Source organism: Burkholderia sp. KCJ3K979, from assembly GCF_016759955.1.
GTDB lineage: Bacteria > Pseudomonadota > Gammaproteobacteria > Burkholderiales > Burkholderiaceae > Burkholderia > Burkholderia orbicola.
Genome location: NZ_JACFYV010000209.1, coordinates 1 through 11,589 on the forward strand (window position 1 = coordinate 1; position 11,589 = coordinate 11,589).

10 protein-coding genes are annotated in these 11,589 nt (G+C 67.9%); 4 read left to right on the forward strand and 6 right to left on the reverse strand.

The annotated features are described in order from the left end of the window. The 3 genes from H3O04_RS29180 to H3O04_RS29190 all read right to left on the reverse strand — a co-directional run. Positions 1–1,009 (reverse strand): MFS transporter (locus H3O04_RS29180; RefSeq protein WP_202588998.1); only part of this gene is annotated, 1,009 nt, incomplete at its 3' end. 74 nt (positions 1,010–1,083) lie between these two features. Then, positions 1,084–1,833: an SDR family NAD(P)-dependent oxidoreductase gene (locus H3O04_RS29185; protein WP_202588999.1), complete on the reverse strand. Its 750-nt coding sequence runs from the start codon at positions 1,831–1,833 to the stop codon at positions 1,084–1,086. A gap of 156 nt (positions 1,834–1,989) precedes the next feature. Further along, on the reverse strand, positions 1,990–2,889 hold the full coding sequence (locus H3O04_RS29190) for a LysR substrate-binding domain-containing protein (RefSeq protein WP_006481213.1): 900 nt from the start codon (positions 2,887–2,889) through the stop codon (positions 1,990–1,992). A gap of 264 nt (positions 2,890–3,153) precedes the next feature. Here H3O04_RS29190 and H3O04_RS29195 point away from each other — a divergent pair, with 264 nt between their 5' ends. Both H3O04_RS29195 and dctA read left to right on the forward strand, forming a co-directional pair. Further along, on the forward strand, positions 3,154–4,077 hold the full coding sequence (locus H3O04_RS29195) for a LysR family transcriptional regulator (RefSeq protein WP_006481212.1): 924 nt from the start codon (positions 3,154–3,156) through the stop codon (positions 4,075–4,077). Positions 4,078–4,111: 34 nt separating this feature from the next. Next, positions 4,112–5,443 carry a C4-dicarboxylate transporter DctA gene (gene dctA, locus H3O04_RS29200; RefSeq protein ID WP_202589000.1) on the forward strand — a complete coding sequence of 444 codons (1,332 nt, stop codon included), beginning with the start codon at positions 4,112–4,114 and terminating at the stop codon, positions 5,441–5,443. 24 nt (positions 5,444–5,467) lie between these two features. On the opposite strand, the gene H3O04_RS29205 is transcribed toward dctA, so the two are convergent. Both H3O04_RS29205 and H3O04_RS29210 read right to left on the reverse strand, forming a co-directional pair. Then, entirely contained in the window at positions 5,468–6,250 is a 783-nt protein-coding gene (locus H3O04_RS29205; RefSeq protein WP_023474555.1) for a substrate-binding domain-containing protein, read from the reverse strand. 55 nt (positions 6,251–6,305) lie between these two features. Then, positions 6,306–7,601: an MFS transporter gene (locus H3O04_RS29210; protein WP_202589001.1), complete on the reverse strand. Its 1,296-nt coding sequence runs from the start codon at positions 7,599–7,601 to the stop codon at positions 6,306–6,308. Between the two features lie 337 nt (positions 7,602–7,938). Between H3O04_RS29210 and H3O04_RS29215 the strand changes: the two genes are divergently transcribed. Next, complete coding sequence (locus H3O04_RS29215) at positions 7,939–9,447, forward strand: GGDEF domain-containing protein (protein ID WP_023474556.1); 1,509 nt, start codon at positions 7,939–7,941, stop codon at positions 9,445–9,447. 99 nt (positions 9,448–9,546) lie between these two features. Here the strand turns inward: H3O04_RS29215 and H3O04_RS29220 are convergent, their stop codons facing one another. Then, positions 9,547–10,452, reverse strand: a complete 906-nt coding sequence (locus H3O04_RS29220; protein WP_124476482.1) for a LysR family transcriptional regulator — start codon at positions 10,450–10,452, stop codon at positions 9,547–9,549. Positions 10,453–10,562: 110 nt separating this feature from the next. On the opposite strand from H3O04_RS29220, the gene H3O04_RS29225 reads away from it, so the two are divergent. After that, positions 10,563–11,426, forward strand: coding sequence for an SDR family oxidoreductase (locus H3O04_RS29225; protein ID WP_023474558.1), 864 nt, complete (start codon positions 10,563–10,565; stop codon positions 11,424–11,426). Positions 11,427–11,589: the final 163 nt, after the last annotated feature.

The following is an 11,589-nucleotide window of genomic DNA, read 5'->3' on the forward strand; positions in this document are numbered from 1 at the left end:
CCGCGGCGACCAGCATCGGCACCGCGAGATGGAAGCGGCGCTCGCGGCGACGATCCGCGCTGATGCCGATCAGCGGCAGCGCGACGATCGCGCACGCATACGGAATCGCGGTGAACAGGCCGACCCACAGCGGATCAGCCACGCCCGCCTTGCGAATGATCGTCGGCAGCCAGAACGTGAGGCCATACTGCCCGAGCACCACGCAGAAGTAGATCGCTGCCATCAGCCACAGCCGGCGGTCCGCGACGAACGTCCGAATCGACAGGTGGGCGGTGGTGTGCGCGGCGTCGGCCGACACGTTGCGCGCGAGCAAGGCTTTTTCGGCGTCGGTCAGCCATTTCGCGCCGGCGATGCCGTCGTCGAGATACAGCAGGATCGCGAAACCCAGCACGAACGACGGCAGCGCCTCGAGCAGGAACAGCCACTTCCAGCCGGCCATCGACATCGCGCCGTGCAGCGAATGCATGATCGCGCCCGACAGCGGCCCGCCGATGATCCCGGCGAGCGGAATCGCCATGAAGAACAGCGACAGCGCCTTCGCGCGCCGCGCCGACGGGAACCAGTACGTGAGGTACAGGATCACGCCCGGCGCGAAGCCGGCTTCGGCGACGCCGAGCGCAAACCGCAGCACGTAGAACGCGGCGGGCGACTTGACGAACACGAAGCTCGCCGAGATCACCGCCCAGGTCAGCATGATGCGCGCGAGCCAGCGGCGCGCGCCGACGCGATGCAGGATCAGGTTGCTCGGCACCTCGAACAGGAAATAGCCGAGGAAGAAGATGCCGGCGCCCATCCCGTAGACCGTCTCGCTGAAACGCAGGTCGTTGAGCATCTGCAGTTTCGCGAAGCCGACGTTGACGCGGTCGAGATACGCGCCGAGGTAGCACAACATCAGGAACGGGATCAGCCGTCGCGCGACCTTCGCGTAGGTCGCCGCTTCGAACGTCCACGCGTCATCCCGTTGCAGCATCTCGCCCTCGACGGGCGGTGCGGGGTACTTTGCTCTCATCCTTGTCTCCTGCCATGGCCCCGGGTTGTCCCGGGTGCATGATGGTCGGCGCCGCGCATCGGGCGGCGCCGTTCTCAGTGAATCAGCATCCCGCCGTTGACGTCGAGCGTGATGCCCGTCAGGTAGCTCGACAGGTCGCTCAGCAGGAACAGGCACGCATGCGCGACGTCGGCGGCCTCGCCGAGCCGGCCGAGCGGAATGCCCTTGATGATGTCCTCGCGCATGTCAGGCGTCAGCTTGTCGCCGGTGATGTCGGTCTGGATCAGGCCGGGCGTGATCGAATTGACGCGGACCCGGTCGGCGCCGAATTCGCGCGCCATCGCCTTCGCGAGGCCGAGCACGCCGGCCTTGGCGGCGCTGTAGTGCGGGCCGCCGAAAATGCCGCCGCCGCGTTGCGCGGAGACCGACGACATGCAGACGATGCTGCCGCCGCGCTGCTCTTTCATCGCAGGCAGCACCGCTTGCGACATGTACAGCGTGCCGCGCAGGTTCACGTCGACGATCGCATCGAAGTCGCGGGCCGAGATCTCCAGCGTGCGCACCGGCTGCGTGATGCCGGCGTTGTTCACGAGGCCGTCGATGCGGCCGAAGTGCTCCAGCGTCGCGCGGGCGGCCGCCGCGCACGCGTCGCGGTCGGTCACGTCGCAGGCGAGGCCGAGATGGCCGGCGCCGAGTTCGGCGGCGGCCGCGTCGGCGTCGTCGCGGCGCAGGTCGAGGATCGCCACGCGTGCGCCGTGCGCGGCCAGCGCGCGGGCCGTGGCCTTGCCGATCCCGCGCGGCGACGCGGCGCCGGTCACGATGATGATCCGGTTGTCGAGCAACATCGCTTGTCTCCTTGTTGATGTGTTGTCCGGAGTGTCGGCTCACCCGGCACCCGCATCAACGCGGAAACGCTCAGCCATAGTTGAGAAAATTTCAGATGACGGCGAGTAGCCGGTGCTGCAGCGCAATATCGCGGGGCGTGCCGCTGGATGGCGCGGTCAACCCGCTTGCCGATGAGCGGCGACTTCCCGCTCGATCCACGCCAGGAAGCGCTTCACGCGCGGCAATTCCGCGTTCTGCCGCGGGTAAACGAGATGATGCGCGCCCACTTCGACCGCATGGGCCTCGCCGAACACCGGCACCAGCAGCCCTTGACGGATCTTCACCGACGCGAGCATCAGGCTTTCGAGCGCGATGCCGAGGCCGAGCGCGGCGGTTTCGAGCGACATGTACGAGCGGTCGAACGAGAAGTCGAAGGTTTTCTGCGCCGCCAGCGGCACGCCGGTGCGGCCGAACCACTGCTTCCACTGGACCAGCGGCGTTTCGGAATAGATCAGACGATGGGCGAGCAGGTCTTCCGGCGCGTGCACCGGATGTTGCTCGAGGTACCGCGGCGACGCGAGCGGCGCGATGAACTCGCCGCGCACCGTCTTCACCTCGAGGTTGTCCCAGTTGCCGTAGCCGTGCCGGACGTCGATATCGTAGAAGCCGTTCGAGAACGACACGTTTTCGTACGAGCACGCGAGGTTCAGCTGGATATCGCCGTTCGCCTCCTGAAACGACGACAGCCGCGGCAGCAACCACATCAGCCCGAAGCTCGGGCTCGAATGCACGCGCAGGATGTCGACTTCGGTGCGGCTCGACGCGCGCTCGGTCGCGCGGCTGAGGTCGGCCAGCGAGCCGGTGACGTCGGCCAGGTAGCGTTCGCCGGTCGGCGTGAGGACGAGGCCGCGCCCCGAGCGCTGAAACAGCGGTTGACCGATCTGCGCTTCGAGGTTGCTGAGCTGGTGACTGACGGCGGACGCGGTCAGGCCGAGCTCTTCCGCCGCTCGGTTGACGCTTTTGGTCCGGGCGACGCTTTCGAACGCGATGATGGCCTTGAGCGGCGGAATGCGCATGCTGGAATCCGTTGAAGAGAGCGGGCTCGCGCGGCTGGCCGGCGCTGGCGGCAGCGCGGCAGTGCCGGAGCCCTGCCCGCCCAAAAGCGATACGGTACATCAGGAAGCGGCACCGGGACGATCGATTCGCGGCGCGGCCCGCGCTATCCCGGCGGCCCGGAGGCACACCGAGCCACGCCGACGCCGCCGCACTGGCGACGCGACATGCATGACGCCGGCGGAATCATGCAAAATGCTGCGCATCTGAGTAGCGGAGAGTGACCGGTGGGCATCAATTTCGATTTGACGGACTTGCAGGCGTTTCGCGCGGTCGTGGAAACGGGCAGTTTCCGCAAGGCCGCCGAAGCGGTCAGCCTCTCGCAGCCTGCGTTGAGCCGCCGGATCGACAAGCTCGAGGACGCGCTCGGCGTGCGGCTCTTCGAGCGCACCACGCGCCGCGTCGCGCTCACCACCGTCGGCCGCGTGTTCGCGCAGAGCGCCGAACAACTGCTCGACGATCTCGACGCCGCGCTGCTCGGCATCCGCGACGTGTCGTCGAGCCGCCTGGGCCATGTGACGATCGCCTGCGTGCCGTCGGTCGCCTACTACTTCCTGCCGCCCATCATCGCCCGCTATCATCAGCGCTTTCCGCGCATCCGGGTGAAGCTGCTCGACGCCGGCGCCAACGAGGTGCTGAGCGCCGTCATCAGCGGCGAGGCGGATTTCGGCGTGAGCTTCATCGGCAGCCAGGAGGCGGAGGTCGAGTTCAAGGTGCTGCTCCAGGAGCGGTTCGTCGCCGCCTGCCGCCGCGACCACCCGCTCGCGCGCAAGAAGCGCGTCACCTGGAACGAGCTTTACGAGCACGACTACGTGTCCGTGGACAAGACGTCCGGTAACCGCCTGCTGCTCGACCAGGCCTTGGCGGCCGTCGCGCCGCGCACGCCGAGCGTGTGCGAGGCGCGCCACGTCACGACCCTGCTAGGGCTGATCGAGGCGGGGCTCGGCGTCGCCGCGGTGCCGTCGATGGCGATGCCGGGCCACGACCACCCTGTCCTCACGAGCGTGCCGCTCGTCGAGCCGGCCGTGAAGCGGCGCGTGGGCATCGTCAAGCGGCGCGGGCGCTCGCTGACGCCGGCCGCCGAGGCGTTTCACCGGATGATCGTCGACGCGAAGCGCGGCGACGCCGCCGGCAACGGCACATCGGCATGACGACGACGGAACGGAAACGAAGGAAGACCGCATCGTGAGGGCGGCCCGGCTCTTCAAATCGCTTTACGTGCAGGTCCTGCTCGCGATGATCCTCGGCATCGGCATCGGTCACGTGTGGCCGGCGGCGGGCGCGATGCTCAAGCCGCTCAGCGACGCATTCGTCGCGCTCGTGAAGATGACCATCGCGCCGATCGTCTTTTGCACGATCGTGTCGGGCATCACGTCGTTGTCGAACGGGCAGGCGATCGGCCGCACGATCGTGCGTTCGCTCGCGCTGTTCTATCTGTTGACGGCCGCCGCGCTCGCGTTCGGGCTCGTCACCGCCTACGTGCTGCGACCGGGCGCCGGCATGCACATCGACGTCCATCATCTGGATGCGAGCATCCTCGCGCCGTATGCGAAGCATGCGGAGCCGCGCAGCCTGGTCACCTTCGCGCTCGGCATGATTCCGGACACGATGCTCGGCGCATTCGCCACCGGCGAAGTGCTGCCGGTGCTGCTGCTGTCGCTGCTGTTCGGCTTCTCGCTGAATGCGCATCCGCGCGCCGCGCGGCCCGTGCTCGCGCTGATCGACGGCATCGCCCAGGTCGTTTTTCGCGTGCTCGCGATGATCATGCGGCTCGCGCCGCTCGGCGCATTCGGCGCGATGGCGTTCACGGTGGGCCGCTTCGGCATCGGCTCGGTCGGCTCGCTGGCGAAGCTGATGGTGTCCTTCTACGTGGCCTGCGCGCTGTTCGTCGCGCTGGTGCTCGCCCCGCTCGCGCGACTGCACGGCTTCGCGCTGTGGCGGCTGTTGCGCTACCTGCGCGAAGAGTTGCTGATCGTGCTCGCGACCTCGTCCACGGAGCCGGTCCTGCCGCGCCTGATCGTCAAGCTGGAAGCGCTCGGCTGCGACAAAGGCGTCGTCGGGCTCGTGCTGCCGGCCGGCTATTCGTTCAATCTGGACGGGACCGCGATCTACCTGACGCTCGCGGCGCTGTTCATCGCGCAGGCCTGCGACGTCCCGCTTTCCGCGCCGCAGGTCGCGACGATGCTCGCGATCATGCTGGTCACGTCCAAGGGCGCGGCCGGCGTGTCCGGCAGCGGGCTCGTCGCGCTGGTCGCGACGCTCGCCGTGATGCCCGACCTGCCCGTCGCCGGGGTCGCGCTGCTGGTCGGCATCGATCGCTTCATGTCGGAGGCGCGCGCGCTGACCAGCGTGATCAGCAACGCGTGCGCGGTGATCTTCGTGTCGTCGTGGGAAGGGGCGTGCGATCGTGCGCGTCTCGCGCAGCGGCTCGCGGCGGCCGGGCCGGCGTCGACGAACGGGGCCGATCAAGACGATGCCGTGGCAGACGGCGGTGACGGCGACGGGAAGACGGTCTGATACGCGCCCGCCCGTCGCTCGGGTTCAATGCGCGGAAACGGAATCCAGGCCAGTCGATTTCACGTCGGCCTGCACGTCGGGCGACGCGAGATAGTCGAGCAGCGCCTTCGCTTCCTTCGGATGCTGGGCGCCGACCGGGATGCCGGCGGCGAAGCGCGTGACGGACTGCAGCGATTCGGGAATCTTGCCGACGAAAGTCGCCCCCTTGACGGGCAGCAACTCGCTGACCTGCTGGAAGCCGATTTCGTAGTCGCCGTTCGCGACGACCGACGCCACCGGAATCCGCGGAATCATCTTCGCCTTCGACTTCACCTGCTCCTCGATCCCGAGCTTCCTGAACAGCTCACGTTCGATGTACACGCCGCTCGCGCTGTCCGAGTAGGCGATCGATTTCGCGTGCAGCAGCACCTGCTTGAGCCCTTCGGGGGTGCTGATGTCGGGCTTGGCCGCGCCGTCGCGCACGACCATGCCGATGCGCGAGTCGGCCAGATCGACGCGGGAATCGGGGATGACCTTGCCCTGCTTGATCAGATCGTCCAGCGCGTAGCCGACCATGATCACGGCGTCGGCGGGCTCGCCGCGCGCGAGCCGGTTCGGAATCGCTTCGGGCGACTTGCCCATCGACGGGCCGAGCGCGGTCGCGAGCGTATTGCCCGTGGTGGACGCGAACCGCGGGCCGAGCACCTTGTAGGCGGCGGTGAAACCGCCCGAGCTCATCACGTGCAGTTCGGCGGCCTGTACGTTGGCCGCCACCGCCGCGGTGGCGACGAGCGCGGTCGCGCAGCATTTCAGGAACAGATTTCTCATGGTCGGGGTCGTGCGAATACGTGGGTGGGGATGAACGTTCCGGCCGGGCCGGACCTCAATGCGCCGGCGTCAACGTCGCGGCACGGCGACGATAGAGCGCGAACGTCGCGAGCAGCGCGCACACCGCGGCGAAGCTCATCCAGTAGCCCGGTGCGGCCTTGTCGCCCGTCATGTGAATGAGCCCGGTCGAGATGGCCGGCGTGAAGCCGCCGAACACGGCCGTCGCGAGGCTGTACGCGAGCGAGAAGCCCGCGACGCGCACCTGCACCGGCATCACTTCGGTGAGCGCGACGACCATCGCGCCGTTGTACATGCCGTACATGAACGACAGCCAGAGCAGCACGATCAGCATGTTGGCGAACGACGGCGCATGCGCGAGGAACGACAGCGCCGGGTAGGCGGTCACGACGGTGAGCATCGTCATGCCGACCAGCAGCGGCCGGCGGCCGATCCGGTCGGACAGCGCCCCGCCGATCGGCAGCCACACGAAGTTCGACACGCCGACGCAGAGCGTGACGAGCAGGCTGTCGGCGGTGCTCAGATGCAGCACGGTCTTGCCGAAGGTCGGCGCGTAGACGGTGATCAGGTAGAAGCTCGTGGTGGTCATCGCGACCAGCATCATGCCGGCGACCACGACGCCCCAGTTCTGGACCAGCGTACCGAACACCTCCTTCATGCCCGGACGATGCTTGCGCGCCTTGAACTCCTGGGTTTCCTCCAGGTTGCGGCGCAGCATGAAGATGAACGGCACGATCATGCAGCCGACGAAGAACGGCACGCGCCATCCCCACGCGGCGATCTGCGAGGCGCTCAGCCACTGATTGAGCGCGAAGCCGAGGGCCGCCGCGATGACGATCGCCACCTGCTGGCTCGCCGATTGCCAGCTCGTGAAGAAGCCCTTGCGGCCCGGCGTCGCCAACTCGGCGAGATAGACCGACACGCCGCCCAGCTCGGCGCCCGCGGAGAAGCCCTGCAGCAGCCGGCCGATCAGCACGAGCACGGGCGCCAGCAGCCCGATCGTCGCGTAGCCCGGCACGAACGCGATCAGGATGGTGCCGCTCGCCATGATCGACAGTGTGACGATCAGGCCCTTGCGGCGGCCGACCTCGTCGATGTACGCGCCCAGCACGATCGCGCCGAGCGGACGCATCAGGAAGCCGGCGCCGAACACGGCGAAGGTCATCATCAACGATGCGAATTCGCTTTGCGCGGGGAAGAAGACGCTGGCGATCTGCGTGGCGTAGAAGCCGAACAGGAAGAAGTCGAACTGCTCGAGAAAGTTGCCGGCCGTGACGCGAAAGATCGCGGCGGCCTTCGAGCGTTCGGCCGGAAGGCTGGACGAGGGGTGCATCTGGGTGTCTCCTGAAAATCCTGGAATACGCGGGAGGGGCTGGTCGATTGTCGTTTTCCGGCATGTTGGCGCGGTATCGATCAAACGATAAGTGCGATTTTCGGAACGATTGATGCAGTGTTGTTATCAATCGAAAGCGACCCGCGCGGGTCCGGACAGCGAGCGGGCCGTATCGCCGCATGGCCGCACACGTTTGCGTCGCCGCGTCCGGCCGATGTCGTCGACGGGCGGTCGATGAGCGGCCATGTCGGCCTCGATTTTTCGTTAACCGTGCCGTTAACCCTGACTGGACCCGCGCCGGCGCAAGTGCAGCCGGCATCTCAAAACGAGCGCGAGCATGCCCGCATTCACTTCGATCGAGAAAATCGCCGACTGGGCCGGACGCCACCCGTTCGTCGTCGGCGCGTTGGGCACGCTGATGTCGCTCGCGGCGCTCGCGATCAGCGCGGTGACGCTGTGGGTCGCGCGCAGCGAAGTCATCGAGCACGCGCATGAGACGTCGCGCAACGTCGCGGCCGTTCTGGCGAGTCAGATCGCGAGGACGGTCGAAACGTCGAACAACGCGCTGGTCGCGCTGGCCGCCGATCTCGGCAAGCCGGCGGTGCAGCGGATGGACGTCGGGTTGCGGCACGACCTGCTGTTCGAGCGCACCGCGGCGCAATACATGACCGGCATGGGCGTGACCGACCGGCGCGGCCGCCTCATTGACGGGTGCTGCAGCACGACCCATCGCTGGGACTTCGCCGATCGCGACTACTTCAAGGTTCATCGCGATGCGGACAACGTCGGGCTCTACGTCTCCCAACCCTATCGCGCACGCTCGCGCGGCGGCAAGGAGTCCATCGCGCTGTCGCGGCGCATCGAGCGGCCGGATCATACGTTCGACGGGATCGCGGTCGTCGCCGTCGATCTCGCTTACTTCGAGCAGTTGCTGTCCCGCCTCGATGTCGGGCCGAACGGCGTCAGCGCGATCGTGCGCGCGGACGGCACGATCCTCGCGAGAAACCCGTCGTTGAACGACGGCCAGATGAACCTCCTGCGCCGCTCGAAATCCTTCCACCGGATGGTGAACAGCGAATCGGGCTTCTATCCCGCGCGTTCGAGCATCGACGGCATCGTGCGGCTGTACACCTACCAGCGGATACCGGGCACCCCGCTGATCGCGGTCGTCGCGCCGGCCGAAAACGACGTGCTGGCCGGCATCCGGCGCCTGTCGTGGACGGTCGGCGTGTCGGCGTCCGTGATCGGCGCGTCGTTCTGCGCGGTGGTCTGGCTGCTGGCCTTCGCGTTGCGCGACAACTTCCGCAAGCAGACGCTGCTGACCGATCTCACGCGTACCGATCCGTTGACCGGATTGCGCAATCGTCGCGCACTCGATACCGCACTGGCCGACGAATGGGAGCGGCTGCAGCGCGGCAGCGGCGGCAGCCTGTCGGTGCTGTTCATCGACGCCGATCACTTCAAGCAGTACAACGACCAGCACGGGCACGCGCAGGGCGACACCGCGCTGCGTTTTCTCGCCGAATGCATCCGCGCGCATACGCGGCGGCGCGGCGACCTCGCCGCACGCTACGGCGGCGAGGAATTCGTCGCGGTGTTGCCGGATACGGACGAAAACGGCGCCGCGCAGGTCGCCGAAGCGATTCGCCGGGAAGTCGAAGGCAACCGGCTCGTCGGGTTTGCGGAAACCGTGCCGCCTTTCACCGTCAGCATCGGCTGTGCGACCGGTCGGCGCGCGCGGCACGCGTCCATGCTCGCGCTGTCGCACCAGGCGGACATGGCGCTCTACCGCGCGAAGCGCGAAGGCAGGAACCGCGTGTGTTGCGCGCAGCCGGACGCGGTGTGAAAACCGCGGTTCGATCGGGACGGGCGGTGTGGCATGCGCCCCTGCCGATCGCGACGGCCTCCCGCTCGGGACATCGCGGTGCGCGCCGCCGTGGCCGTTTCACTGCCCGGGTTCGATATACGCGGCCAGTTCTTCCGGCTCACCTGACGGAAACGCGTCCTTCAGGTGATCGAGAAACGCGGACACGCGTGCGCTCAATAATCGCCTGGATGGATACAGCGCCCACAGCGCGATATCGGACGCCGGTACGTCGCCCCAACTGACGAGCGTGCCGGCGGCCAGATCGCGGCTCACGAGCGAGATCGGCAGACATGCGGCGCCCAGGCCGAGGCGGACCGTATCGCGCACCATGCTCAGCGACGACAGCCGTGCCACCGGTTCGACCGGGATGCGCGCCGTCCCGTCCGGCCCCGTGACCTCCCATCCGGTGCGGGTGTCGTTCGCGCCGCGCACCACGGCCGGCGCCGGTGTGGGCGCGTCGCCGCCGGGCCGCGCCAGCCCGGGCTTCGCGACGACGACCAGCCGGTCGCGCAGGATCACGCGCCCGATCAGGCTCTCGTCGGGGTCCGGGTTCACGCGGATCACGAGGTCGTACCCTTCGTCGATCATGTCGACGGGCCGGTCTTCCGTCGTCACCTCCAGCCGGACGTCCGGGTATCGCAGCGCGAACGTCGCCACCAGCCGCCCCATCGCGAACTGGGAAAACAGCATCGGTGCGCTGATGCGCAGCCGGCCGCGCGGCCGCTCGCTCCCCGCTGCAATCGCCGACGCGCTGTCGGCCAGCTCCGCGAGCAGAGCGCCCGTCCGCTCGTAGAGCGCGCGCCCTTCCTGCGTGAGCTTCACGCCGCGCGAGCCGCGCTCGAACAGGCGCAGCGACAGACTGTTCTCCAGTTCCGCGACGCGGCGCGACAGCGTCGCCTTCGGGCGATCCGCGACCCGCGCGGCCTCCCCGAAGCTGCCATGGCGGGCGACGAGGTTGAAATCGGCGAGAGCGAGCAGGTCCATGTGTTCCATCAGCGAGACGACACGTCTATTTATCACACCTTCCGGATCGTGTGTGGATCACTTAACTTAGGTAGGCAGTCAACCCGACCATTACCTCAGGAGTGAACATCATGACCATTCTCGTTACCGGCGCCACCGGCCGTATCGGCCGCCAGCTCGTCCGTCAACTCGTCGATCGCGGCGCCGACGTGCGCGTGCTGGTGCGCGATCCGGCCAAGGCCGATTTTCCGGCGGCCGTGACCGTCGCGCAGGGCGACATGCTCGACGTCGACGCGCTGCGGGCGGCCTTCTCCGGCGTGCGCACGCTGTTCCTGCTCAACGGCGTGGCGGGCGACGAATTCACGCAGGCGCTGATCGCGCTGAACCTGGCCCGCGAAGCGGGGATCGAGCGCGTCGTCTATCTGTCGGTGCTGCACGCCGACCGCTTCGTGAACGTGCCGCACTTCGCGGTGAAATCCGGCGCGGAGCGGATGATCGAGCAAATGGGCTTCAGCGCGACGATCCTGCGGCCCGCGTATTTCATGGACAACGAGTCGATGGTCAAGGACGTGATCGTCGGACACGGCGTGTACCCGATCCCGATCGGCGGCAAGGGCGTCGCGATGGTCGATGCGCGCGACATCGCGGAAGTCGCGGCGATCGAGTTGATCCGCCGCAACGATGCGCCGGCCACGCTGCCGGTCGAGACCATCAACCTCGTCGGGCCCGACACGCTGACCGGCCCGCAACTGGCGTCGATCTGGTCGGACACGCTCGGCCGCCCGGTTGCCTATGGCGGCGACGATCCGACGCCGTTCGAAGACAATTTCGCGAAATTCATGCCGAAATGGATGGCGTACGAAATGCGTCTGATGGCCGAGCGCTACGTCAGCGACGGGATGGTGCCGGAGGCCGGCGACGTCGAGCGGCTGACCGCGATCCTCGGCCGCCCGCTGCGGACGTATCGAGACTTCGTGGCGGCGCTCGTGCGTTGAGCGGGATGCGACGCACTCATGCGCCGCGCGGCAGTGCCGGGACTCGCCGGGCGGTTGAACCGGCGGCGTGCGCGGCCGGTTCGCCGCGACCTCCATACTGTTGCCGGCGACAGCGGCCACGCGACCGCGCCCCTGGCGTCCGGATCGGCGGGAGCCGGACACC

Coding starts and splice junctions, on each gene's coding strand:
- H3O04_RS29185 (WP_202588999.1), bottom strand. CDS start 1,833: ATGTTGCTCGACAACCGGATCATCATCGTGACCGGCGCCGCGTCGCCG.
- H3O04_RS29190 (WP_006481213.1), bottom strand. CDS start 2,889: ATGCGCATTCCGCCGCTCAAGGCCATCATCGCGTTCGAAAGCGTCGCC.
- H3O04_RS29205 (WP_023474555.1), bottom strand. CDS start 6,250: ATGAGAAATCTGTTCCTGAAATGCTGCGCGACCGCGCTCGTCGCCACC.
- H3O04_RS29210 (WP_202589001.1), bottom strand. CDS start 7,601: ATGCACCCCTCGTCCAGCCTTCCGGCCGAACGCTCGAAGGCCGCCGCG.
- H3O04_RS29215 (WP_023474556.1), top strand. CDS start 7,939: ATGCCCGCATTCACTTCGATCGAGAAAATCGCCGACTGGGCCGGACGC.
- H3O04_RS29220 (WP_124476482.1), bottom strand. CDS start 10,452: ATGGACCTGCTCGCTCTCGCCGATTTCAACCTCGTCGCCCGCCATGGC.
- H3O04_RS29225 (WP_023474558.1), top strand. CDS start 10,563: ATGACCATTCTCGTTACCGGCGCCACCGGCCGTATCGGCCGCCAGCTC.